The organism is Specibacter sp. AOP5-B1-6 (genome assembly GCF_052376555.1).
In the GTDB taxonomy this organism is placed as follows: domain Bacteria; phylum Actinomycetota; class Actinomycetes; order Actinomycetales; family Micrococcaceae; genus Specibacter.
Map to the genome: position 1 here is coordinate 24,531 of NZ_JBQSVT010000026.1, position 25,716 is coordinate 50,246.

Annotated in this window: 14 protein-coding genes and 5 pseudogenes; 16 read left to right on the forward strand and 3 right to left on the reverse strand. The window is 63.1% G+C overall.

Annotation, left to right across the window (positions count from 1 at the left end; translation table 11 throughout):
• Window positions 1–189: 189 nt before the first annotated feature.
• Window positions 190–1,497 carry an ISL3 family transposase gene (locus ACT3TS_RS13415; RefSeq protein WP_444532015.1) on the reverse strand — a complete coding sequence of 436 codons (1,308 nt, stop codon included), beginning with the start codon at window positions 1,495–1,497 and terminating at the stop codon, window positions 190–192.
• A 249-nt stretch (window positions 1,498–1,746) separates the two neighbouring features.
• Here ACT3TS_RS13415 and ACT3TS_RS13420 point away from each other — a divergent pair, with 249 nt between their 5' ends.
• The gene (locus ACT3TS_RS13420) at window positions 1,747–3,078 is read left to right on the forward strand and encodes an ISL3-like element ISPfr3 family transposase (RefSeq protein ID WP_444532016.1); all 1,332 of its coding nucleotides are present in this window, start codon (window positions 1,747–1,749) and stop codon (window positions 3,076–3,078) included.
• A gap of 231 nt (window positions 3,079–3,309) precedes the next feature.
• On the opposite strand, the gene dld is transcribed toward ACT3TS_RS13420, so the two are convergent.
• Window positions 3,310–5,025, reverse strand: coding sequence for a D-lactate dehydrogenase (dld, locus tag ACT3TS_RS13425; RefSeq protein WP_444532017.1), 1,716 nt, complete (start codon window positions 5,023–5,025; stop codon window positions 3,310–3,312).
• Window positions 5,026–5,418: 393 nt separating this feature from the next.
• Between dld and ACT3TS_RS13430 the strand changes: the two are divergent.
• From ACT3TS_RS13430 to ACT3TS_RS13460, 7 genes and pseudogenes are all read left to right on the forward strand, one after another.
• A pseudogene (locus ACT3TS_RS13430) lies at window positions 5,419–6,387 on the forward strand (ISL3-like element ISPfr3 family transposase); the annotation flags it as partial.
• Between the two features lie 130 nt (window positions 6,388–6,517).
• Window positions 6,518–7,733: pseudogene (locus ACT3TS_RS13435) on the forward strand (IS256 family transposase).
• Window positions 7,734–7,968: 235 nt separating this feature from the next.
• Window positions 7,969–9,327 carry an FAD-dependent oxidoreductase gene (locus tag ACT3TS_RS13440; protein ID WP_029153962.1) on the forward strand — a complete coding sequence of 453 codons (1,359 nt, stop codon included), beginning with the start codon at window positions 7,969–7,971 and terminating at the stop codon, window positions 9,325–9,327.
• A 623-nt stretch (window positions 9,328–9,950) separates the two neighbouring features.
• Window positions 9,951–10,478: pseudogene (locus tag ACT3TS_RS13445) on the forward strand (IS110 family transposase); the annotation flags it as partial.
• Between the two features lie 78 nt (window positions 10,479–10,556).
• A protein-coding gene (locus ACT3TS_RS13450; protein ID WP_444532035.1) for an IS5 family transposase occupies window positions 10,557–11,439 on the forward strand; the annotation gives its coding sequence in 2 pieces (ribosomal slippage) (window positions 10,557–10,901 and window positions 10,903–11,439; 882 coding nt in all).
• Window positions 11,438–12,997: pseudogene (locus ACT3TS_RS13455) on the forward strand (type I restriction enzyme endonuclease domain-containing protein); the annotation flags it as partial. The gene ACT3TS_RS13450 and the pseudogene ACT3TS_RS13455, both read left to right, overlap by 2 nt.
• A gap of 560 nt (window positions 12,998–13,557) precedes the next feature.
• Window positions 13,558–14,864, forward strand: a pseudogene (locus ACT3TS_RS13460) (ISL3 family transposase).
• On the opposite strand, the gene ACT3TS_RS13465 reads toward ACT3TS_RS13460, so the two are convergent.
• Window positions 14,801–16,483, reverse strand: coding sequence for a hypothetical protein (locus ACT3TS_RS13465; RefSeq protein ID WP_444532018.1), 1,683 nt, complete (start codon window positions 16,481–16,483; stop codon window positions 14,801–14,803). The pseudogene ACT3TS_RS13460 and the gene ACT3TS_RS13465 overlap by 64 nt on opposite strands.
• A 402-nt stretch (window positions 16,484–16,885) precedes the next feature.
• Between ACT3TS_RS13465 and ACT3TS_RS13470 the strand changes: the two genes are divergently transcribed.
• The 8 genes from ACT3TS_RS13470 to ACT3TS_RS13505 all read left to right on the forward strand — a co-directional run bounded on the left by ACT3TS_RS13470 (window position 16,886) and on the right by ACT3TS_RS13505 (window position 25,715).
• A complete protein-coding gene (locus tag ACT3TS_RS13470) occupies window positions 16,886–17,176 on the forward strand; it encodes a hypothetical protein (RefSeq protein ID WP_104111952.1) in 291 nt (96 codons plus the stop codon).
• A gap of 264 nt (window positions 17,177–17,440) precedes the next feature.
• On the forward strand, window positions 17,441–18,748 hold the full coding sequence (locus ACT3TS_RS13475; protein WP_444532036.1) for a type IV secretion system protein: 1,308 nt from the start codon (window positions 17,441–17,443) through the stop codon (window positions 18,746–18,748).
• The gene (locus ACT3TS_RS13480) at window positions 18,741–20,207 is read left to right on the forward strand and encodes an SCO6880 family protein (RefSeq protein WP_444532019.1); all 1,467 of its coding nucleotides are present in this window, start codon (window positions 18,741–18,743) and stop codon (window positions 20,205–20,207) included. The genes ACT3TS_RS13475 and ACT3TS_RS13480 overlap by 8 nt, the downstream gene beginning before the upstream one ends.
• Entirely contained in the window at window positions 20,204–21,664 is a 1,461-nt protein-coding gene (locus ACT3TS_RS13485) for an ATP-binding protein (protein ID WP_444532020.1), read from the forward strand. The genes ACT3TS_RS13480 and ACT3TS_RS13485 overlap by 4 nt, the downstream gene beginning before the upstream one ends.
• Before the next feature lie 29 nt (window positions 21,665–21,693).
• A complete protein-coding gene (locus ACT3TS_RS13490; protein ID WP_444532021.1) occupies window positions 21,694–23,484 on the forward strand; it encodes a type IV secretory system conjugative DNA transfer family protein in 1,791 nt (596 codons plus the stop codon).
• 2 nt (window positions 23,485–23,486) lie between these two features.
• Window positions 23,487–24,038: a hypothetical protein gene (locus tag ACT3TS_RS13495; protein ID WP_444532022.1), complete on the forward strand. Its 552-nt coding sequence runs from the start codon at window positions 23,487–23,489 to the stop codon at window positions 24,036–24,038.
• A 16-nt stretch (window positions 24,039–24,054) separates the two neighbouring features.
• Complete coding sequence (locus ACT3TS_RS13500) at window positions 24,055–25,245, forward strand: ArdC-like ssDNA-binding domain-containing protein (RefSeq protein ID WP_444532023.1); 1,191 nt, start codon at window positions 24,055–24,057, stop codon at window positions 25,243–25,245.
• A 272-nt stretch (window positions 25,246–25,517) separates the two neighbouring features.
• Complete coding sequence (locus tag ACT3TS_RS13505; RefSeq protein WP_444532024.1) at window positions 25,518–25,715, forward strand: helix-turn-helix domain-containing protein; 198 nt, start codon at window positions 25,518–25,520, stop codon at window positions 25,713–25,715.
• Window position 25,716: the final 1 nt, after the last annotated feature.

Consider the following 25,716-nt stretch of genomic DNA (forward strand, 5'->3'; position numbering starts at 1 on the left):
AAGTCTCTTGGCAACTTCAAGCAAAACGCAACCGAAATTGTACCTCACGATACATGCCCCACTGGATCCGACCAGGGTTGACAATTTATTAATGTCATCTAATGATGGGTTTGTTAGCAGTCCTACGTTCGATATGTGCGCCAAAGAAAGTCGCAAATTAGAACTTGGCTCCCGAGCTATAGCGGCTCTTCACAGATGAGGGTGTAGTTGAGGTCTGAATCCGCCGGACTCGAGCAGGGATCTGGCGATGTAGTTGGTCAGGTTGCGGAAGCCCAGGGCCGAGCCGCGCAGGTGCTCCAGGCGTCCGTTGATCGCCTCTGTGGGGCCATTGCTGGTGCCAGGCCGCTCGAAGTAGGCCAGCACGTCGGTGGCGCGAGCCTTCAGGGTCCGACCGAGCTTGCGCAACTCGTCCAGCCCGGCGGGGACGTCTTGGCTGACGGCGTCGATGAGCGCCTCCATCGCCGCGCGGCCGAGGGATCGGTCCTTCTCGCGGTAGGCCGCGATCATCCGCTGGTAGATCCCCCAGGTCGCCTCGACGGGCACGTGCTCCTCGAGCACGAACAGCTCCTGCAGGCGGGTCTGCTGCTTGTCGGTGAGCAGGCCCGCGCCGGTGTGCAACGTTCTACGCGCACGGTAGAGCGGGTCGTCTTTGCGGCCGCGGTGCCCGTGCAGTTCCTGCTGGACTCGGCGTCGGCACTGGTCGAGGGCATCACCGGCAAGGCGCACGACGTGGAAGGGATCCATCACCGCAGCCGCGTCGGGCAGTTCCTCGGCGGTGGCGCTCTTGAACCCGGTGAAGCCATCCATCGCGACGACTTCGATGGCCTCACGCCATGCCTGAGGGCGAGCGGCGAGCCACTCCTTGAAGACTCGCTTGGAGCGGCCCTCGACCATGTCCAGCAGTCGTGCTGGGCCGCTGCGGTCGCGGATCGGGGTCAGGTCGATGATCACGGTCACGTATTTGTCGCCTTTGCGTGTGTGCCGCCAGACGTGCTCGTCGACGCCGAGCACGCGGACGCCGTCGAAGCGGTTCGGGTCCTCGATCAGGACGCGTGTGCCCTGGGCCAGGACGGCATCGTTGGCGGTGTTCCACGCAACCCCGAGCCCCTCAGCGACCCGCGCGACCGTCAGGTGGGCGATGACGATGCCCTCCAGCGCCCACGCCAGCCCTCGCCGGGAGAGCTTCGCGCGTGGCTCGGCCGCCAAAGACGTGTCTTGGCGCCACACGTGGCCGCAGCCGGTGCACCGGTAGCGGCGGACCGTGACCTCCAACGTCGTCGGACGCCACCCCAACGGCTCGTGGGCCAGCCGGCGGACAACCGTGCCGCGCCCGGTTCCTTCACAGCCACAGCGTCGGCACCAGCGGTCGGGTTCGACGACTCGACAGGCCAGGACCGCACCGGCGGGCTCGAGGCGCTGACCGGTGGCCTCAAGGCCGAGCTCATTCAAGCGGCAGAACATGGTCAGGTCAGGGTCGGTGAAGGTAGCGTCAGGCACGTCGAGGTCTTCCAGATGGGCAGTGTGAGAACTTCCATCATCGGAAGGCCTCGACGCCTACCCGGGCAGCGCCACGCCGTTCGATCCTTGACTACGCGCTACACCCTCATCTGTGAAGAGCCTGTATGGCTCTTCCCAGATGAGGGTGTAGCGCACGTCGCGCGGCGGGCCGGCGCGTCGGTGTCGGGGTGAGGGTCGAGGTCTCCCGAGGATGAGAGCTCCTACACACTCAGCCCGAAAGACCTCGACGTGCACGACGCTACCGTCGGCGGGCGCGCTGATGCGTTCGCCAGCCCCGACCTGACTGCCTTCTGCCGCCTCGACGAACTCGGCCTCGTTGTCACCGGGCAGCGACTCGAGCCGGATCGTGCCGTATTGGCCTGCCAGGTGGTCGAGCCCGACCAGTGGTGCCGGCGCTGCGGCTGCGAAGGGAGACCACGTGACACCGTGGTCCGACGGCTTGCCCACGAACCACTGGGCTGGCGGCCCACGACGCTGGAGGTCGTCGTGCGCCGTTACCGCTGCAGCGGCTGCGGGTATGTGTGGCGCCAGGACACCACCGCCGCGGCCGAGCCCCGGGCCAAGTTGTCTCGGCGCGCTCTGCGGTGGGCGCTGGAAGGGATCGTGGTCCAGCACCTGAGCGTGGCTCGGGTCGCCGAGGGGCTCGGGGTGGCCTGGGACACCGCCAACGACGCCGTTATGGCCGAGGGCAAGCGGGTGCTGATCGACGAGGAGCACCGCTTCGAGGGGGTGAAGGTCGTCGGGGTCGATGAGCACGTGTGGAGGCACACCCGTCGCGGCGACAGGTACGTCACCGTGATCATCGACCTCACCCCAGTGCGAGATGGCACCGGCCCGGCACGGCTGCTGGACATGGTCCAAGGACGCTCCAAGCAGGCGTTCAAGACCTGGCTGGCCGACCGCCCGCAGGAGTGGCGCGACGGCGTGGAGGTGGTCGCGATGGACGGCTTCACCGGGTTCAAGACCGCCGCCGTCGAGGAACTGCCCGACGTGGTGACCGTGCTAGATCCCTTCCACGTCACGCGCCTCGCTGGCGAGGCGCTCGATGAGTGCCGACGGCGAGTTCAGCAGGCCATCTGTGGGCACCGCGGCCGCAAGGGCGACCCGCTCTATGCCGCCCGCCGGACCCTGTCCACCGGCGCCGACCTGCTCAACGACAAGCAGAAGGACCGACTGGACACCCTGTTCGCCGACGACGCCCACGTCGAGGTCGAGGTCACCTGGAGCGTCTACCAGCGCATGATCGCCGCCTACCGCCACGAGAACCGGCGCCACGGCCGCGAGCTGATGGCCCGGCTCATCGACTCGATCAGCACCGGCGTCCCCAAGGCCCTGGTCGAGATCACCAAGCTCGGCAGGACGCTGAAGAAGCGCGCCGCCGACGTCCTGGCCTACTTCGACCGGCCCAGCACCTCCAACGGGCCCACCGAGGCGATCAACGGCAGGCTCGAGCACCTGCGCGGCTCGGCGCTGGGGTTCCGCAACCTGACCAACTACATCGCCAGATCCCTGCTCGAGACCGGCGGGTTCAGACCCCGACTACACCCTGGATTCGGATGAGCCGGATTTCGCCGGTGTGCCGGCCGTCGCGGGTCAGCTGACGGCGTGAGGCGATGACCCGTTCTCGGACCGGGCGCGGCCCTCGCCGCCACGCGATTCTATGGCCTGCCCAGCCTCTGACCGATGTCTCGACTCATCCGTCCCGGTGGACCTAGGGAGTCGAGCCCTAGGTCCACCCGAGATGGATAAGACATCGCTCAGGCTCTCACGGCGTCGCGCTACCTTGGGGACTTAGGCCCAGTCCTTGTGCGGCGACGTGCCGCCGATACCGGCGTTGAACGTATTCGTCGGATCGAGCTCCTTGAAGTGCTCTTCCATGGACTCCGGCAGCTTGTAGATGCGACCGTAGTTGTGCTCGGCGGGCAGCTTCGCGCCGCGCTCCTCCAGCAGGTGCTGGATGCGGTCGTGCAGCGCCTCGGGATCCACGCCCTGCTTGGCGACATAGTCCTGGTGCATCACATGGCAGAAGAAGTGCCCGTAATACGCCTTGACCTCAAGCTGGTCGTCGATCTCCTCCGGCAGCACCTCGAGCCAGTTCCAATCGTCGCGACGCAGGGCCACATCGATGGGGATGAGCCCTGCGATGTGCCGGCGCTTCAACGCGGCGTAGCGAGTGGCGGCACTGGCCGCGCCGAACCGGTTGAGCGACGCGCTCTTTTCTTCATCAGACGTGCAGATGAAGAACTCACCAGTGTGCTCGGGCTCTGCGAAGAACTCCTTGAGCATCTTCTCGCTCGCGGCCTTCTGCGACTCGCTGACGGTGAGCAGCAGGTGATGCTCGAAACGGTTGCGGTACTCCATCATGCGCTTGGGCAGCTGGTTGGGCAGCACGCTGAACATGGCTTGCGATACCGTGTCGGCGAAGGTCGGACCAATGCCGGGAATCTTCGAGAACAAGCCGTTGGCCCACGTCTTGAACGAGAACATGCGCGTCTGCAGCGCTGGACTCATTAACTTCAGGAAGACGAAGGTGTCTTTGCCGTACTTCTCGGCCAAGTCGAAGGCACTGCGGCCCATGTACTCACCAGAGATAGGCAGCGGCATGTCGGCTTCGAGGAACAACCGACGGATCTCTTCGAGCTCGTGCGTGTTGTTCGTGCCGATGTAAAACACGGTCGGGTGCACTTCGCGAGGGAAGGTGCGGGTGCGCACCGCGAACACCATCAGCTTGCCGGCCGAGCCGGAAGCCTCGAACAGGTACTCGGGGTTCGCATTGTAGCGAGCAGGCGAAGGCACGATCTTGCGCAAGTGCTCGGCGTACTCGGTCTCGTTCGAGTCTTCGGGAGCTGGGGTGACATCCTCGGGAGACCACTCGCCGCGCTGTAGACGGTCGAGTGCGACCTCAGGGTCGTCTCCGAGCGAGATGCCCAGGTGATTGACCAGCTCGACCTTGCCGTCGTCGTTGACGCGGGCGAAGATCGCTTCGCGCGTGAATGCCGGACCCTTGCGAATCTGGCTGCCGCCCGAGTTGTTCGCGATGCCGCCGATGACCGAGGCGCCGATTGATGTCGACCCGATCACCGAGTGCGGCTCGCGCTGGTGCTTGGCGAGCGCGTCGGTCAGGTGTGTCAGCGGGGTGCCCGCGAGCGAGATCGCCTCGCGCGCGTCGTTGATGAGGTGCACCTCATCGATGCGGTGAGTCGAGATGATCACAATGGGGCGATCGTAGTCTTGGAAGCCGGGGCCGGATCCACCAGTCAGGCCCGTGTTCGATGCCTGCGGGATGACGATGAGGTTGTTGTCGACGGATACCTGCAGCGCCCGCCACATCTCGACCAGCGTGCCGGGGCGCACCACGGCGAAGACTGGTCCTCCGCCGAATCGATAGCCTTTGCTGAATGGCATCGTGGCACGCTCAGAGGTCAGTACATGTTCGTCGCCGACGATTCTCTTGAACGCATCGATCGCTTCGTGCGAAGTCGTGGTGGTCTGTCCTGGTTGCGTCATATCTAAGCTTCCTATATTCAGTTGCATCACAAGCGCGTCATGATGCTGAGGGGATGTCGCCTTGATCCGAGCTAGTCCGCGGTCGTTCATTTTTTGATGGGCGGGGAAACGAGCCAGGGGGACGACGTCTGCGACCGTCTGCCCGGAAGCTCGCTACGGCGTCCAAGGAGTGTGCGTGTGCGTATGCATGTGCATACGCACATCCTCATTGTAGAAGATGCGCATCAGATAGTTTCGGACCGCGGTACTTTCGGACTCCGGTAGGTTCGGAGGCTCTTCCCAGATGAGGGTGTAGCGCACGTCGCGCGGCGGGCCGGCGCGTCGGTGTCGGGGTGAGGGTCGAGGTCTCCCGAGGATGAGAGCTCCTACACACTCAGCCCGAAAGACCTCGACGTGCACGACGCTACCGTCGGCGGGCGCGCTGATGCGTTCGCCAGCCCCGACCTGACTGCCTTCTGCCGCCTCGACGAACTCGGCCTCGTTGTCACCGGGCAGCGACTCGAGCCGGATCGTGCCGTATTGGCCTGCCAGGTGGTCGAGCCCGACCAGTGGTGCCGGCGCTGCGGCTGCGAAGGGAGACCACGTGACACCGTGGTCCGACGGCTTGCCCACGAACCACTGGGCTGGCGGCCCACGACGCTGGAGGTCGTCGTGCGCCGTTACCGCTGCAGCGGCTGCGGGTATGTGTGGCGCCAGGACACCACCGCCGCGGCCGAGCCCCGGGCCAAGTTGTCTCGGCGCGCTCTGCGGTGGGCGCTGGAAGGGATCGTGGTCCAGCACCTGAGCGTGGCTCGGGTCGCCGAGGGGCTCGGGGTGGCCTGGGACACCGCCAACGACGCCGTTATGGCCGAGGGCAAGCGGGTGCTGATCGACGAGGAGCACCGCTTCGAGGGGGTGAAGGTCGTCGGGGTCGATGAGCACGTGTGGAGGCACACCCGTCGCGGCGACAGGTACGTCACCGTGATCATCGACCTCACCCCAGTGCGAGATGGCACCGGCCCGGCACGGCTGCTGGACATGGTCCAAGGACGCTCCAAGCAGGCGTTCAAGACCTGGCTGGCCGACCGCCCGCAGGAGTGGCGCGACGGCGTGGAGGTGGTCGCGATGGACGGCTTCACCGGGTTCAAGACCGCCGCCGTCGAGGAACTGCCCGACGTGGTGACCGTGCTAGATCCCTTCCACGTCACGCGCCTCGCTGGCGAGGCGCTCGATGAGTGCCGACGGCGAGTTCAGCAGGCCATCTGTGGGCACCGCGGCCGCAAGGGCGACCCGCTCTATGCCGCCCGCCGGACCCTGTCCACCGGCGCCGACCTGCTCAACGACAAGCAGAAGGACCGACTGGACACCCTGTTCGCCGACGAGCAATGATCAGAACCTGTGGATGGCCCTCGGCGGGTGAGCGCGACGGAGCGCACCTTCCCGAGGAAGATCTTGTAGTCACAGAACTCTGATCAGGACCGGCGTTGGCGCGCTGGTTCGGGAAGGTGCGCTCATGTTGAAGGTAGTCCAAGACGTCGAGGCGTCCAACCATGCAGCCGGTGGGTCGCTGCTCGATGAGATCGTCGGCGACGGCGCTCGGCAGATGCTGGCGGCGGCGTTGCAGGCCGAGGTCGCGGCCTACGTCGAGCAGTTCACCGACGAGCTCGACGAGGCGGGTCGTCGCCTGGTGGTCCGCAACGGCTTCCACGAGCCGCGGGAGGTGACCACCGCGGCGGGCGCGATCCCGGTCAAGGCGCCGCGGGTTGCGCAGGTGCTGCCGCTGCTGTACCTGCACGGCCTGTCCAGCAGCGACTTCACCCCCGCACTGGAGCAGTTCCTCGGCACCAGCCACGGCCTGTCGGCGTCGGTGATTACACGGCTGGCCAAGGGACTGGCAAGACGAAGCCAGGGCGTTCAACCAGCGGTCCCTGGCCGGCACCGACTTCGTCTACTGCTGGGTCGACGGGATCCACCTCAAGGTCCGCCTGGAGCAGGACAAGGTGTGTCTGCTGGTTATCGTCGGTGTCCGTGCTGACGGCACGAAGGAGCTGGTCGCGCTCGACGACGGGCACCGAGAGTCCACCGAGTCCTGGCTCGACCTGCTCCGCAGCTGCAAGCGCCGCGGGATGCGGGCTCCGGTCCTCGCGGTCGGCGACGGGGCGCTCGGGTTCTGGGCCGCGCTGGCCGAGATCTGGCCCCAGACCCGCGAGCAGCGGTGCTGGTTCCACAAGATCGCCAACGTCCTCAACGCCTTGCCGAAGTCCGCGCAGCCGGGCGCGAAGGCCGCGCTGGCCGAGATCTGGAACGCCGAGAACCGCGACCACGCCGAGCGTGCTGCGGAGGCGTTCGTCGCTGACTACGGCACCAAGTGGCCCAAGGCCGCCGCGAAGATCGCCGACGACCTCGACGTCCTCCTGGAGTTCTACAACTACCCCGCCGAGCACTGGGTTCACCTACGCACGACCAACCCGATCGAGTCCACGTTCGCGACCGTCCGGCTGCGCCAGCGCGTCACGAAGGGACCCGGCTCCCGAGCCGCCGGAATCGCGATGGCCTTCAAGCTCATCGAGTCCGCCCAGACGAGGTGGCGCGCCGTGAACGCGCCCCACCTCGTCGCCCTCGTCCGCGCCGGCGCAACGTTCAAGAACGGCATCCTCGTCGAACGACCAGACGGCCACGACGAGCAGACCTCCACCCACGAATCAGGAGGTGACGCTCAAGCCGCATGACACGCCGATCCACAGGTCTTGACTATTGCTCGGTCTTCGAAGAGCAACTATGATCCTTGGAAGAAGCCGGTGTTGCGACGACCGGTTGAACCTGCCGTGGCTCCGACCAGCAGAGCGATGTCAGCAGTTGGCTTTCCATCTCAGCGGCGCCGCTGGAAGGATGCCCACCGGCAAATCCCGCACCTCGTGGATTGCGAGCGTTGCGAGCGAGAGCGTGACTACGCGAAGGAGAATTATGATGGACGTTGACCTGCTGGTGATCGGCTGGGGCAAGGCAGGCAAGACCCTGGCGGGGCGCTTCGCGGCCGCCGGCAAGACCGTGGCGCTGGTGGAGCGCTCGCCCGAGATGTACGGCGGCACCTGTATCAACATCGGCTGCGTGCCGACCAAGGACCTCGTCGTCTCGGCCGAGGAGCGTCGCGACTCCGACGACCCGCAGGAGTTCTTCCGCACCGCCGTCGCCGGCCGCGACGCGCTGATCGGCACGCTCAACGCCGCGAACCACCAGATGCTGGAGAAGCCGGGCGTCACCCTGGTGGACGGCACCGCCCGGTTCACCGGCCCGCGGACGGTCGTCGTCGACACCGCCGAGGGCCAGGTGGAGCTCACCGGCGAGACCGTGGTGATCGGCACCGGTGCGACCTCGCGCCGCGTCGACCTGCCCGGCTTCGACTCACCGCGGGTGTTCGACTCGACCACCATCCAGCACATCGACCCGCTGCCCGAACGGCTGGTGATCGTGGGCGGCGGCTTCATTGGGCTGGAGTTCGCTAGCATGTTCACCCACTTCGGCTCCAAGGTCACCATCCTCGACCGCGGCGAGGAGCTCCTTCCCCGCGTCGACCGGGACGTGGCCGAGGCCGTGAGGCAGACCCTGCTCGACATGGGCGTCACCATCGAGCAGGGCGTCCGGCCCACGTCGCTGGACGACGACGGCACACACGCCGTGGTGCACACCACCAAGGGCGATTTCGCGGCCGAGGCCGTGCTGGTGGCCGCCGGACGCGTGCCGGTCACCGGCGAGCTGGGCCTGGAGGCCGCCGGCATCGAGGTGGACGAGCGGGGCTTCGTCGTCGTGGACGACCAGCTGCAGACCAGCGTCCCCGGTGTGTACGCGGTGGGCGACGTCAACGGCGGCCCGCAGTTCACCTACGTCTCGCTGGACGACAACCGCATCGTGTGGGACGCGGTGATGGGCCAGGGCACGCGCCGCCGCAGCGACCGCGTGGCGGTGCCGAACACCACCTTCATCACCCCGCCGCTGTCGATGGTGGGCATGGACGAGACCCAGGCCCGCAAGTCCGGCCGCAACGTCCTGATGGCGAAGAAGGAGGTGGCGAAGATCGCCGCCATGCCCCGGCCGAAGATCGTCGGCGAGACCCACGGCCTGTTCAAGCTGTTCGTCGACGCCGACAGCCAAGAGATCCTCGGCGCGACGATCTTCTCCATCGACTCCCAGGAGCTGGTCAACATGGTCGCCCTGGCCATCCGGCTGGGCGCCAAGGTCTCCGACCTGCGCGACGGGATCTGGACCCACCCGTCCAGCACCGAGGCCTTCAACGAGGTGCTCGGCACCCTGGAGCCATTGGCCTGACCGCTCAGGCACGAGTACGCCCTCCGACCCGATGGGTCGGAGGGCGTACTGCTTCGACGGGGGCGGTCGGGCCCGGCGTCCGGCCCCGCCGCCGACGCAGGCACCGCATGTCTTGGAGGCTGACCGACCCGCCCCGGGAATAGACCCTGCCGGATCGTGGTTCGAATAGGTGTACCCTGTAGGGGTATGCATCGCAAGATGGCTCGGTTCGAGGCGTCCGTGCTGTCGTCGATGCCATCGCCGCTAATCCCGACCTGACCGCCACTGTGCTCCAAACTGTCGGCGTAAAGGGATGGGACGGGTTCATCCTCGTCCGCAGAGGCTAGAGCGGAACGGGCGGGCTACCCGCGATCAGAACGTCCTCAACTCATGGGTTCTACCGGGCCTGTCGGTCGAGTGTCAGGCTTGGTTCCGGTAGCGATGGGCGGGTCAGCACTCGCGTTTCTCATCTGGCCATGGAAGGCCTGGCGGCAGACCGTGTGCCCGCCCATCGTGAGGGGACAGTGACCGCTACTGGGATGTCGTGCCCCCGCGGGTTTGGGTGAGCACTGTGGCCATGAGATCGCTGGGAGTTCCCTCACTGCTGCTGTCGGAGCGGATAGTCGAGAACGGGGAGACACACCATGTTGTTCGTCGGGGACGACTGGGCCGAGGACCACCACGACGTCGAGATCATCGACGAGGACGGCAAGGTCCTGGCCCGCAAACGCCTGCCGGAAGGACTGGCAGGGATCACGCAACTGCACGAGCTGATCGCCCATCACCTGGGCGAACCAGACGGTGATCCAGCCGCCTGGCCGCCGGTGGTCGTCGGGATCGAAACCGACCGGGGAGCCTGGGTCGCGTCGCTGGTCGCGGCCGGCTACGAGGTGTTCGCGATCAACCCAAGGATGGCGTCGCGTTACCGCGACAGGCACTCGATGTCGGGCGCCAAGTCAGACCGGGCCGACGCCCACCTGTTGGCAGAGCTCGTCCGCCTGGACCGGGCCCATCACCGCCCGATCGCTGGCGACACGGCCCTGGCCGAAGGCGTGAAGCTCGCGGCCCGCGCGCACCAGAACCTGATCTGGGAACGGACCCGCCACGTCTTGCGCCTGCGTTCGGCGTTGCGGGAGTTCTTTCCCGCCGCACTGATCGTCTTCGATGACCTGGCTAGGGCGTGTCTCCTATATGTGAGGTGAGGGTCGCGGGATACTGGCGGGGTGAATGAGAAGTCTCGGTTTGAGGCGATGACGGATGAGCAGTGGGAGCGTGTGGAGCCCCTGTTGCCAACGAACTGTGGGCGTCGGGGTCGCCCGTTCTCGAATAGTCGGATGATCGTCAACGGGATCATCTACCGCTACAGGACGGGGATTCCTTGGAGAGACCTGCCTCGTGAGAGGTATGGGCCGTGGCAGACGGTGTGGAAGCGTCACCGTTCCTACGCGAGGCGGGGCGTGTGGGATTGTGTCCTTTCTCAGGTGGTGGCCCAAGCGGATTCGGCTGGGAAAGTGGATTGGACGGTCAGCATTGACGCCACGATCAACCGTGCCCACCAACACGCCACGAACACGACGCGCCCCGACCAGGACACGGGGGGCTTCATCGAACTACAAGAATTCTCCGCTGGGCGAGGATGAGCCTGCAGGTCACGGCATTGGACGCTCGCGCGGGGTGTTGACCACGAAGATCCACCAGGTCGTGGACGGCAACGGGCGTCCCTTGGCCATGGTCGTCACTGGAGGCCAGCGCAACGACGGCGCGATGATGCAGGACACCTTGAAGGACATCTACGTCCCCAGGCCCACCGGCAGGCCCCGCACCACACCCGACACGGTCATGGCGGACCGGGGCTACACGTCGGGCGTGAACCGTGAATACCTTCGAGATCACCACGTCAAGGCAGTGATCCCCCAGAAGAAGAACGAGATCGCCTCCCGGAAGAAGAAGGGCTCCAAGGGAGGCCGTCCACCCGCCTTTGACGCAGAGGCATACAAGGGACGAAACGTCGTGGAACGCTCCTTCAACAGCGTCAAACAGTGGCGTGGTCTGGCCACCAGGTACGACAAGCTTGCCGTCACCTGCAGGTCAGCCACAGTCCTACACGCCATCCTCCAATGGCTCCAAATATAGGAGACACGCCCTAGAGGCGGTCGTCGGAGCGGAGGCACGACTTGACCTCGTAGCCCGCGACATCGTGGAGCACTGGGAGAAGCGCCGGGAGTCCCTGCTCGGCAAGGGCATGATCGTGACCATGAGCCGCCGGATCGCCGTGCGGCTGTACGAGAAGATCGTCGCACTGCGGCCCGATTGGCACTCGGATGACCCGGCACAGGGCAAGATCAAGGTCGTCATGACCGGGTCCGCGTCTGATCCTGCTGAGTTCCAGCCGCACATCCACTCAAAGGACGTGCGCAAGGACCTCAAGCTGCGGGCGAAGAACGCGGACGACCCGCTGGAACTTGTGATCGTCCGTGACATGTGGCTGACCGGTTTCGATGCCCCGTCGATGCACACGATGTACGTCGACAAGACCATGCAGGGCGCGGGGCTCATGCAGGCCATCGCTCGGGTCAACAGGACGTTCCGCGACAAGCCTGGCGGGCTTATCGTCGACTACATCGGAGTGTTCGCGAACCTCCAGAACGCGTTGAGCGAGTACTCGCCGTCCGACCGCGATCAGGCAGGCGTGCCCATCGACGAGATGGTCCAGGTGATGCTGGAGAAGCACGACATCGTGCGCGGACTCCTCCACGGAGTTCAGTTCGACTCTTCCCCGGAGCTGACAGCGTCACAGCGATTGAACGAGTACGCGAAGGTCCTCGACTTCGTCATGGCAGACCCAGACCGGACATCGCGATTCAATGACCAGGTCCTGGCTCTGGCGAACGCGTTCGCGCTGGCGGGCGCGCGCGACGAGGCGGCGGCGATTCGGAACGATGTCCGGTTGTTCACGGACGTCCGAGCAGCGATCCTGAAGATCCAGAACCCCGACTCCGGCCGGGGCGGTTCGGGCGCGGTCGAGATCGACACCGCGCTCGGTCAACTTCTCAACGAGGCGGTCACTGCTGATCAGGTCGTGGACGTGTACAAGCTCGCCGGGATCGAGACGCCTGAGATCTCGATCCTCAGCGATGAGTTCCTCGATTCGCTTGCGGAGAAGGACAAGCCAAACCTTCAGATGGGGCTGCTACGGCGTCTCCTGAACGACCAGATCCGTACGGTGCAGCGCACGAACGTCGTCCAGGGGCGCAAGTACTCGGAGATGCTCGATGAGGCCGTGAACCGCTATACGAACCGGTCGTTGACGACCGCTGAGATCATCGCTGAGCTGGTGAAGCTCGCGAAGCAGATGCGCGCCGCTCAGAAGCGGCACGAGGAGCTCGGGCTGCGCGAAGACGAGGTCGCTTTCTATGACGCGGTAGTGCAGAACGACTCTGCGGTGATGGAGTTGGGCGACGAGACACTCAAGGCGATCGCTCAAGAGCTCGTGAAGTCTGTCAGGCAATCAGCAACGATCGACTGGAACCTCAAGGAGCCCGTGCTGGCAGCGATGCGCTCCAAGGTCCGTCGCATCCTCGCCAAGCACGACTATCCACCTGATGCGGAGGCCAAGGCCATCGAACTCGTCTTGGAACAAGCAGAGGTGTTCGCCGGGTCGGTCAGCGGACACGGAACGAAAGCTGGTTGACGAATGAATGATCCCAGGAGTACTGAGCCAGACTTTATTCTCCTTTCGTTAACACAAAGGATCGGTGACCTGTAGCGATGACACGAGCATATGGCTTCCGTGTTTTTGTCGTGGAGGCCTATCCGAACAGAATTAAAGGCAACGAGCCGTATAGTGCTAAGTGCGGCGGCGGCCTGGCAGATGACATCGGGCTCCTACTGAGAAGACTGGCAGAAAAGGGAACGCATCGATTTGAGCCAAACCCTGACAACAACGGCAACGTCACAAAGCCCGTCCGCACGGCTACAGTGACTTCGCCCAAGGTTGTAAACGCAGGCATTATCCATGCGTTAATTGCCATTGGAGAGGTAGGTAGCCATACGGCTGCAACTAGGCCACGGGCGAAGGCTAGAAGTCTTGAGGGGTGGTCTGCTGAGGCGGCCCATCCGATCACTTTCCTGGCTCTTCACAGATGAGGGTGTAGCTGTGGTGCGACCTGGGGCGGCGCGTCGGTGTCGGGGTGAGGGTCGAGGTCTTCCGATGATGGGAGTTCTCACACAACCCGTCCGGAAGACCTCGACGTGCCTGACGCTACCTTCACGCGCCCTGACCTGACTACCTTCACCCGCCTCGACGGCCTCGGTCTGGAGGTCACCGGCCAGCTGCTCGAGCCTGACCGGTCCGTGCTGGCGTGCCGGGTCGTGGAGCCGGGCGACTGGTGCAGGCGGTGCGGCTGCCAGGGCGTGCCCCGTGACACGGTGAGCAGGGAGTTGGCGCACGAGCCGTTCGGGTGGCGCCCTACCACGCTGGTGCTCACCGTGCGCCGCTACCGCTGCAAGGAGTGCTCGCACGTGTGGCGTCAGGACACCACCGCTGCGGCGCCGCCGCGGGCCAAGATCTCCCGCGCCGGCCTGCGGTGGGGTCTGGTCGGGATCGTCGTCGGCCACCTGTCGATGGCCCGAGTTGCCGAAGGACTGGGCGTGGCGTGGAACACCGCCAACGACGCGGTCCTGGCTGAGGGCCGGCGTCTGCTCATCGAGGACCCGACCCGCCTGGACGGTGTCAAGGTCGTCGGGGTCGATGAGCACGTGTGGCGGCACACCCGGCGCGGTGACAAGTACGTCACCGTGATCATCGACCTCACCCCGGTCCGGGACGGCACCGGGCCCTCACGCCTGCTGGACGTGGTCGAAGGTCGGTCGAAGAAGGCGTTCAAGGACTGGCTGGCCGAGCGGGACCAGGCTTGGCGCGATGGGATCGAGGTCGTGGCCATGGATGGGTTCGCGGGCTTCAAGACCGCCACCACCGAGGAGCTGCCGGACGCCGTCACGGTTATGGATCCCTTCCACGTCATCCGGTTGGCCGGGGACGCTCTCGATGAGTGCCGCCGCCGAGTCCAGCAGGAACTGCACGGACACCGCGGACGCAAGGGCGACCCGCTCTACACCGCGCGGCGGACCCTGCACACCGGGGCTGACCTGCTCACCGACCGCCAGCACGAGCGCCTTGACAAGCTCTTCGCTGGGGACCGGCACGTGCAAGTCGAGTGCACCTGGGGATCTACCAGCGCATGATCTCCGCCTACCGTCACCCCGACCGGGCAGCCGGCCGCGTCGAGATGAGCTCCGTGATCGACGCCCTCGCCGACAGTGTGCCTGAGGCGTTGGTAGAACTGCGCAAGCTCGGCCGCACCCTGACCAGACGCGCCTGCGACGTCCTGGCCTACTTCGACCGGCCGCGCACGAGCAACGGACCTACCGAAGCCGTGAACGGTCGCCTCGAGCACCTGCGTGGCCTGGCCCTCGGCTTCCGCAACCTCACCAACTACATCGCCCGCGCACTCCTCGAAGCCAGCGGATTCAGACCACACCTACACCCCGAATTGTGAAGAGCCGCTATAGCGCGGGCGGATTTGGACGGTGCCGAATCCGGCCTTAATGCGGCAATTAGCTCATCGGCTTCTAAATGAGCGTCGCTGTGACTCAGATTAAATCCTTCGATATTTCTGAGGTTTCTAACAGTCGTGAGATATGAATTGAGGCAAATGAAGTATGAATTTTCATAGCCTGAAATAATTTTCTTTGTTTTAGCATCACGTAGACTATGGCCTTGTTTAAGTAGCCAATTTGCGTACTCGTGCAATATTTCCCCACTCTCGGCGGGTGTGGCATCGTGAGGAATTTTGTAGCATCTCTCGTGCAGCATTAGGGAGGCTGGTAGGTTCTTGCAGTCTATCTGCACCGCGTTGATCAGAAGTCTCTTGGCTGCTTCACTGTCCCCTATGTAGTCTGTCGCAGCGATGTATTGGAAACCGATGCTTTTCCATTGTGTCGCGCCACATAGACTTTGGAAGTCCTTGTAGCTCATAGCTAGCGTGGCAATTATGACGGCGGCGGCCATCTTGTGTAAATCTGGACCTTGTCCTCGGAGGGCCCCAAAACTATCGTCAGTTGTCGGCGGTTCATGGAGTCCCAGATCTTTCCGATTTAGGTGAGCGGCTCCTTTAGAGCGGCTGTTTCGCATTACCACTACAATTAGCGTGTCTTCATTGACTGAATCAATAATAACATGCCAAGGAGTGATGCCAATTATGTTTTCGAACACAACTTGCAGAATGGCCATAATCCGGTTCTCTGGCGTTCCGATTACTGTTGATCCTGTTAGTGCCTTAGTTCCTGTGCCAAGGGGTACGTCGACTCCATATGATTTTTTATTTCCAAGCTCGCGAAGCAGCGCTACTATTTGACTAGTTTGTGGTTCTGTGATCTTTCCTTTTGCATCTCTTACTGTAATGCGCATTCTCATTCGCTGTGCAAATGCCCAAGACAGAGTGAGTGTGCCAACTGTAATTGGGATAAAGGAAATATATATCCACGTAGATTGTACGGGAACTCCGGTAGCAATCTTCGTTAAGAGAATCGTGGGCCAGATCGCTCCGCCAGCTACCAGCAATGACGCTACCCAAGTGATGGTAACGCGGAGCGATCTTCGTGATTTTGGATGCTCGGCTATGGGTACCTGTGAAAGTAGTCGAGCTAATATTATACTGATGGCGATCATCACAACCAGTCCGAGTCCTGCACCGTAAGGAGGGAGGGACCACATGCCTATATATTTTTCCCAATTTTTCGGGAATCCCTTGGCGGGTACTTTAATGTTCGTTATTTTTGCAATCGCATATTGGGCGTTAAGCATTTCTTGTGCACATGAAGTAGAGGTGATCCCGATAGGGCTGGAAGTGCCTGGACCGGGGGTTGCGGACTCTTTGCGCAGTTCTCTAATAAGATCCAATGCCTTTTGTGGCTCGTCTTTGTCTGTAAGTAAATCTGCTTGTTGGCAAACTTCTTGAACTGATCGTGACGCAGATTGAGGTGGTGTGGCAGCTATTGCGACAGTGCTTGAGGAAATGAGTGGCAGGAGTACCGATACAAGCACGGCCAGTGTTGCTACCCCTGGGCTCATGTGCAGCCGTTTCGTAGGGGTGCGCCAAAAATCAGCGATCATCATGATCTCCCTTGTGAGTGCCGCTATCCTGCCTGAGATTAGTGTGCGGAGCAGGCGGGCAAAACGCAAGCTTCGGCTTCGGTCATTTGGCTTAGCTTTTTCAATGCATCGTCAGCCAGGTGACCGGATGTAGAGCCAGCACAGCCGTGGTGCACCCTCAGAACGTGAATTTAGCCAGGGGCGACATTGGGAAGGATACGTCGCGTTGATCCCGGCAGACAAGAGTCCCAATCTGTAGGTGAATTTGTTGCTAGCAGGTTGCACATGAAACCGAATTTCGAAGGTCCATAGGGTTGTTGCCTTGAGACAGCCACGGTCACGGTCATGTAGTTTTCCCTCCCCGCAGGCATGAAGCAGGTGAACAAAACGTCCACGCATGTGGGCAACCATCGATTGGAGTTCACAATGTTGTACCTGGCCGCGGTGGATCCCGGGATCACCCCGAACACCAACTTCCCATTCCTCGAGTCCCTTAAAGAAATCGGCGGGGGTATCCTCGTCGGCGCGTTCATCGTGATAGCCATCGTGGCGATCATCGGGGCCGCAATGCTGTTGGCTGGCAAGCTCAGCCAATCCTCGCGTCTGGCGTCTGGCGGCGGCATGATTCTACTCTGGACGGGACCGGTCGCCGCGATCTTGGGCGGCATCAACGGCTACATCCTGTGGTCCCAGAACGCGTTCAACCTCGGATTCTAGGCGTGGACCATGCTACCGATGGTCAAATGCAGCATGGGCGGCTGGTGGCCGCCCGGCTGTGGCATCGTGTCCCAAGCGAACGACAACTTCGCCTCGTCGGTTACCTCCTACATCGCCGGCATCCTCGAGAGCATGGCGTCGTGGATGTGGTCGTTTATCTCTGGTGCATTCGGCGTTTCAGACATTGACGCATCGGAATGGGGCATTGTTGGTGGACTGACGAACTGGTGGGTAGTTGTCATGATGACGCCTTTGGCTGTGGTCATGATCATCCAGCTCATCGCAGGGCTGGTCAGTCAACAGCCGCGTCGCATCGGCCGCGCCCTTCTTGGCGGCGCGCTGGCTGTCCCGTTGGTCTACTTGGCGACGAACCTCATGGCAAAGCTCTCCAGCTTCACAGATTCGGCGTCCACAGCCTTGCTCGCATCGCTCGGTAAAGATCCGTATGTGGTGTTCATGAGATTGTTCGGCTTCCAGCGAGCCGAAGCTGGTTCTGGACGTGAGTGGGATGTCGTGTCCCTTAGCGCCGGGACGAACGGAGACCTATCCGGGGCAGTGGTCGTGACGGCGATCGCCGTTCTCGTCGTGTGGATTCTGGCATTCATTCTCATGTGCTCAATGATCTTTCGGTCATTCGCGCTGATTGTTTTGGCCGCTGTTGCTCCGGTGGCGCTCATGCTCCTGCCCTGGGAGAAGACGAAGTCCTGGAGCAGGATGTGGTGCGAGACGGTCATTGCGCTGTTGATTGCGAAACCACTCGCTGCGACTGTCCTTGCGGTGGCAGTGAAATTGTTTGCGGATTCGACGTCGTTCAGCGGACTTGCGTCTGGCGCCGTGGGAATGGTGTTGGCCTGTGGGGCGCCACTGATGGCCCTCAAGCTCGTTAGCTTTGCCGGCGGTGAGATTGCCGGCGCTGCCCAGATGGCAGGTGGCGGCCATGTTGCCAGTCGGGCCGGAAGCTTCACGAGCCGGCAGCTTGGTCGTCAGTTTGGCGGCAAACTGCACATGCCAGGTATAGGTAGCAAGGGGCCGACGCCGGTGGCGTCCAAGCATTCTGCAACACCCTTGCACCCCGCCGCTATGCATGCAGGGGCGAGCAAGGCATGGATCGGCAACCCCTCACAGGCTGCGGGCCCGACAGCTTCGAGCCCTAAAGCGCATGGCTCGGCCCATGCAGGAGCACCGGAGCATGGATCGGGAGCGTCCACGGCCTGGCCCATGCCGCCGGGGCCATCGGCCAAGCGCGGACAATCCGGTGCCCCGGCGAATGGCCACGAACCGCCTGCTGCCCCTGGCCGATCCGCCTCGACGCCTCCGCCCGCGCCCACAGGGCCAACTACGTCTCGTTACCCCGGCAGGAGCTCCGGAACCTCAAGTAGCACAGCAATGCCACAAAATGCAGGAGCGTCCCGGCCGGCTCCGCCGAAGGCGGACCGTCCGAACCCTGCGCCAAAGGCCGGCCCAACGAGTCCACTGCCCCGCCCAGCACCGCCCACACCGAACTATCCTGTTGATCCTTCCAAGCGACTACCGAATAAGCCTCCCACCCATGGAGATGGACATCATGACTGAAGACACCCGCGTATTGCAGCCTGTTCGATTCCCGCGCCATGAACGGCATGGACTGTTTATGGGGTTGCAGTGGTACCAGCTTTCCTTGGTTGCCTTGGGAATGCTGATTGCTGCCCTCTCATCGGCTATGGGAGGTCCACTGACCTTCATCTTGACGGCGCCGGTGTGGCTGGGGCTCATGCTGTTCGGAGTCCTGCAATACGCCCGCATCCCTTACCCGGTGTGGGCATTTACGGCGTCGATCTTCTTTCTGCGTTCAGTGTTGAACGAGACCCGCTACCTGGCCCGCCCGGAACAACCGAAGAAGGTCGGAACCATGGCACTGCCCGGCGGTCTGGGCAGTCTGGAACTGTGCACGACAGCGAGTGGCGAAGGATTCGTCCTGGACCGCGACGGGCATGAGGCCATGGCCTCGCTGCGTTGCACCACCACGTCCTTTGCCCTCATGGACAACGACGACAAAGCCTTCGCCGTCCAGTCCTGGTCAAGGGTGCAGGCGGCCATGGCCCGGCGGCCAGCCATTGCCCGGATCGCCATTCAGGACTATACGGTTCCCTACCCATCCAGTGCGCTCCGGGCCTACTACGAGCGTGCCGTGCCCCCGGAACGAATTGCCGACGCACAGTGGGGAGACGAGTCCTATCTGGACTTGATCGAAGCAGCAGGGTCTGCCATGAGTCACGAGATCATCATGACGATTGTTCTTGATACGGCCAAGGCGCACCGCCGGATCAAGGATGCAGGCGGCGCCATGGCCGGATTGGAGCACGTTCTTCGCTCGGAAGTCGAGGCTTTTAGTACCGGGTTGAAAACGCACGGAGTGACGGTGACGGAGTGGTTGTCAGACACTGCTGTGACGGCTATGGTCCGCGGGGCCTTTGACCCGGAAGCCGTGGCGAAGTGGGCGGCATCAACCGGAGGCAGCAATGGCAGCACATCGGTGTCTCCGGGTCCGATGGCCGCTGACGAGCATTGGACGTACCTGCGCACTGATTCCGGCTTCCACCAAACGTTTTGGGTCGCAGAGTGGCCCCGTCAACAGGTTTATCCAGGGTTCCTGCAACCGCTGATCTATGTGGGGGAGTTCCGGCATACCATCTCCCAAGTGATCCGGACAGTGCCCACTGACCAGGCACTCCGGGACATCCGGTCGGCGCAGGAGGCACATGACACGCGCCGTCGAATCAACGCCCGCTTGGACCGGCCCCTAACCCGCGAACAGCGAGCCGAAGAGGAAGAAGTCTCCCAGCGTGAGGAAGAGATCGTCGCCGGTCATGGGGATGTCCGCCCCGCAGCCTATGTAACTATCACAGCCGGCACTCTCGATGAGCTGTCGCGCTGCCGGCAGGAACTCGAGTCGGCCGCCGCAGGGTCGTTCGTGGAGTTGCGGCTTATGGCCGGGCAGCAATGGCCGGCGTTCATCGCCGGGGCACTGCCCTTGGGAAGGGGCCTGAAATGAACAAGCACGTTGCCACAGTCAGTATTGCTCCCGCCGGCGAGACTCATAACGAACGGCAAGTACGACGGCGGCGCGAACGTTCCTTGGACACCTCGCCCAAGCTTTCCTTGCGTGAGTTGCGGGCGCAGCGAGCAGCGGAAACAGGAGGCAGCGGCCTGGCTGGGGATTGGGGCAAACGGGAAGGATCCACACTCTGGGGCCCGCACAGGGTGCACCCATCCCCGCACCGGGCCTCGACCCTGACTATGGCTGCAGCGTACCCGTTCCTCACCGAGTCGGGTCTCGGCCCGGAGGGAACCTATATCGGCACCGACTTGTTTGGCTCCGGCGCATTCTGCTACGACCCGTGGGTCATGTACGACAAAGGTTTCATCAGCGGTCCGTCCATCGTGGTCATTGGCACCGTGGGTACTGGAAAGTCCATGTGCGGGAAGTCGCTGGTCACCCGCTCCATCACCCTTGGACGCAAAGCAGCTGTGGCGTCGGATCCGAAAGGAGAATGGGTTCCCGTAGCCAACGCGATCCCTGGCGGCAAGGTCATCTCGGTAGGGCCTGGACGGGCGACCAGGGTCAACCCACTCGACGCTGGCCCCCGCTCCAGCGCGCTGTCCGATGCACAGTGGCTGGCAGTGGTGCGGCAGCGACGCCGGCACCTGCTCGTGGCCCTGGTTTCGCTTATGCGTCCGGGTGTTCCGCTGAGCCCGGTGGAACATACGGCACTGGATATGGCGTTGACGGATGCCGTAGCTGCCAATAGCACCCCGACGCTGCCCATGGTGCTGGAGTACTTGCTTAACCCCACCCCAGCGACAGCCGCACTCGTCGGGCCCAACGGTGGGACCGGCGTCGGACATTCACTGCGCAGAACAGTCTCAGGCGACCTAGAAGGCATGTTTGATGCACCCTCAACCGTGGCTTTCGACGCCGATGCCCCCATTATGGTCATGGATACCTCTGCCCTGATCGGCGCCTCGGAACAGGCACTGTCCCTAGCGGCTGCCTGTGGCGCGACCTGGCTGGAAGCAGCTGTGACGAACCCCGACGGGGCCAAGCGGATAGTTGTCTACGACGAAGGCTGGCGGATGCTTGCAGACCCCTACATGCTCGCCAAGATGAGCGAACAATGGCGCCTGGCCCGCGGCTACGGAATCTCGAACCTGCTCATCATGCACAAGATCGCCGACCTTAACGAGATTGGCGACAGCACCAGCGGCCTGCGGCAAAAAGCACTGGGCCTGCTAACCGAAGCCGACACCAGGGTCATCTACCGGCAAAAGCACGACGCCATGCAACTCACCAAGGAAGCACTTGGCCTCACCGAAGCCGAATGCGAACACGTAGAGAAACTCCCCAAGGGCGTGGGCCTGTGGAAGGTCGGCAATCGGTCTTTCATTGTGGCGAACCAGGTCACAACTGACGAGCTGGCGGTGTTCGGCACCGATGAACGGATGCTCTGATGCCCCGGCGACTGGATGATGGAAATCCGATGGTCACCATCGGACTCGTTGCCACGACCATCTATGTGGGATTCAGTCTCTTCATTGAGGCAGCCGCCCACATGGCTTACTCAGCCCATTGCAACTCGGCTGCGCCGTGGGAATTCAGCCCCGCCGTCCTGCCCGGCCTGTTCAGTGGACGGATCCAATGGATCCTGCCCGCCCAAGACCCATGTCGTATCGGTACCGGACAGGTTTGGCTCATCGTCGCACCCGTCCTTGTTCTCGTAGCTGTTGCCGCGCTCGCAGGCATCCTCGGCTGGCATGTCTGGCGCCAATCCGGGGCCTGGCTCCGGCAGGACATCCTCAGCCGTGATGGGGTGGCGCGGCGGGCTGAAATCTCACGCGAATTCGGCGCCAAGGCAGCACTGAAGCGAGGCCGCTACACCCGCCCCAGTGCAAAAAACCCCAAAGTTGAAGAAGTCTCCTGGACCATCGGCAAATCCCGCGGCGTCACCGTCCACGTCTCCACCGAAGAATCCCTCGTCATCCAAGGCGCACCCCGCTCCGGCAAGGGCCTCTACGTCATCATCAACGCCATCCTCGACGCACCCGGCGCCGTCGTCACCACCTCAACCCGGGCAGACAACCTCGTCGTGACCATGAAAGCCCGCGCCACCAACGGCCGCCCCGTCACAGTCTTCGACCCACAAGGAATGTCCGGCCTGCCCACAACCCTGCGCTGGTCACCAGTGAGGGGCTGCGAAGACCCCGACGTCGCCACCCGCCGAGCACTTGTCATCTCTGCAGACGCCGCACTCAAAGGAGAGAACGCAGCTTGGCAAAAGCGCTCGCAGATAGTGCTGCAATGTTTGCTGCATGCCGCTGCGCTTTCGGGTGAGGGAGTTTCGTCGTTTCGCCGCTGGGCATCAAACCCCGTACTGGCCAGGGAAGCCCTCAACATCCTCGGACGGCCCGAGGCTGCACTGGGCTGGCAAGCCGATTTGATGGGCATCGTCGACGACGACCCCCGCAACACCTCCAACTCCTGGATCGGCGTAACCGCGGCTGCTGCGCCGCTGTCTTCACCCAAGGTCCTGGCTGCTCTGAACCCGAGAGAGAGCAGCGAACAATTCGACCCCAAAGCCTTCATCGAACAACGCGGCACGCTCTACCTGATCGGGACCAAGAGCGGCGCGGCCGCTGCCGGTCCCTTCCTGTCCGCGTTGATCGATGACATTGACTACGCCGCCAGGGAGATGGCTTTCGTCTGCGCGGGTGGTCGGCTTGACCCGCCGTTGTCGCTCATCCTCGACGAAATCGCCAATCTCTCCCCATGGCCGGGGCTGCCGGTGGTGCTGTCGGACGGTGGTGGCATAGGCATCTCCACCATCGTCGTTCTGCAGTCACTGTCCCAGGCCCGCTCCGGCTGGTCCATGGACGAAGCCGCCACCATTTGGGATGCCGCCATCATCAAGGTCATCTTCGGAGGCGGCTCGGACGAACGCGACCTCCGCGCACTCGCCGGCCTCATCGGTGAACGGACACTGACGTTCAACACCCGATCCTGGTCATCGCAAGGTCGCCAGGACGGTGAACAAATCAGGGAGTCGCCGGTAATCCCATTGCATGAAATCCGCCGGCTTCCGGCCGGTACGGCCATCATGCTCGGGCGTCGCAGCCGCCCCATCCTGCTGGACTTGCGTGAATGGCACAAGCGTAAGGATGCAGCGCAGTTGGGTCGTTCCAAGGAGCAAACCGAGCTCGAACTGCTCACCGGCCACCTCAAACGACAGCACGAACAACAAACACCGATCCCCGCAGGAGAACAGGAGTCATAGCCATGGACGAGGACGAATCCTTTGAATACGACGTCGAGAACGGTGCCGAAGACAATTTCGCTGCCCTGCTCTTCGGCTCAACGCGCGGCCTGCGACCCGAGCGGGTACCCATGACGTACCGGTGGCGGGATATGGACCCCCGCACCGCCGAGACAGTGTGGAACCACCTCGGCAGCTGGGTTCGCTGGCTCGTGGAAACTTACCACCTGCCCACCTCTGTGATCCCCGACTGCTGGTGGAGGCACTCGGACATTGTGGCTGAGCTGTATGCGCTGCAGCGGGCGGAGCAGGCCTCCTACACCGAGGACGATGGCGGTTTCGGCCCCTTGGGTTTTCATGAGCGCATGGAGCACAGCGTCGTCCGCTTGAGGGACCTGACCAGGACAGCTGGGTGCGTCAGCTTGCAGAAACACCGAGAGCCACCCGTGCGCCGACTGCCTGACGACGGTCCCGCTATGACGGGGTTGCCGCATACCGGCGTGGACGGGGCAAAGCAGTCCGATTCGGAAACACCCGGCAGTGCGGATTCAGGCACCACCGATTCTGGGCATTAAACGGAGGAATGGAGCCATGGAAACTACATCCGAACCAACACCACGATGGCTGACAGCAGTTCAAACAAATGGGGGAGCGCCGCCGGCCACACACCCCAGTCCTGAACAGCGCGTTACCGAACTCACCGACGGCCTCTACACACTGCTCGCGGACGCTGTGGACCACCCGCAGCAATGGCACCGGCTCCTCGATGCCTCGGCGACCATGTGGCGGTACTCAGGAGGCAACGTGGCGCTGTTGATGATGCAGATGGCCCAACGAAGCCCAGTGAAGCCGACCCTGGTTGCGGGGTACAAGGAGTGGGAACGTCACGGCCGCTATGTTCTCAAAGGTGAACACGCCCTGTATGTGATTGCGCCAAGAACCGCCCGAATCACACCTGACGATCAAGAAGGCAAGGCCGCCGGCACGCGGGATCTTGAACCTGCGGAACCCGGGGACGGTGAACACCGATCCAGGATTGTCGGATGGCGTGGCCAAGCAGTGTTCGATGTGTCGCAGACCGAGGGGGAGCCTTTGCTTGTTCCCGTTGCCGGTCGGGCAGATGTGCCATTCCAAACCGATTCATGCACGCAACTGTGGGAGTCCCTCGCGGGAGTGGCGCGAAACGCACGCTACAACATCGTCGTCTCAGAGAAGCAGGCAGGATTGGCGGACGGCTACATCGACCACGGACGCCGCCTCATCAGCGTCGGGTCCTGGCTGGGCGCTGAAGACCGTGTTGCAACGCTCGCACACGAACTTGCCCACGCCTCATTGCACGTTCCCGGTGACGCCATCGGAGCCCTTTATGGGAGCAGCACCGAACACCGAGGCCTGGCTGAAATAGAAGCTGAGTCAGTTGCCTATGTGGTCCTCAGGGCTCATGGCATCGACCGCGGTGAGCAGTCAGTTGGTTACTTGGCGGGATGGGCCGACGCCGTTTTGGAAGCCGAGGCCGACTCGATACTCCGCTGCACTCGGGACAGGAAGCCCACGTCCCGGGTCGACATTGCCAAGTCCGTGCTGGGCCGAGTTACATTCGTGGCCAAAACGATTCTTGAAACAACTAACCCGTCCGGGGTTGGCGGGCGACTGGGCCCAATCCGCCCGGTGATAAGTCGAGAGAGCGCGCGTGTGCAGTACTTGCCGTCAGTCTTGAGTGTTCGATCTGCGGAAAACGCGCATAGCAATAACAGTTGCGCGCCGCCGGCCTTTGGGCGGTAGCGCACTTGAGAATGCCACGATTCGTTTTGCCATCGGGTGTATCGTCACGTTGCAGTTCATTGCCAAACTGAATTTTGCGCCGGCGGGAAAGACGTTGGAATCCCGCACAGACCTGCTTGGCTAAGTTTTGAATGAGCCAGGCCGAAGTCCCATAGCCCGAGCGGTCGAGGTCTTGCCGCCTATACCGGGATAACCCCGAACAAAACCGGCTCAATCCGGTAGCATGGGGATAGCTGGCCGCTTACGGGCCACCGTGATTATGGAGGACCGATGTGACCGAGCCATGGATATCCGCTGACGACGTTGCCCTTCACCTTGGAGTCACTAAAGATACTGTATACACATGGATCGCCGACAAGGGTATGCCTGCCCACAAGATCGGCCGCCTGTGGAAGTTTCAGACAGTCGAGGTCGATGACTGGGTTCGCCGAGGAAGTGCGGCCGCTTTCGACGAAGAAGGGCCGAGCTGAC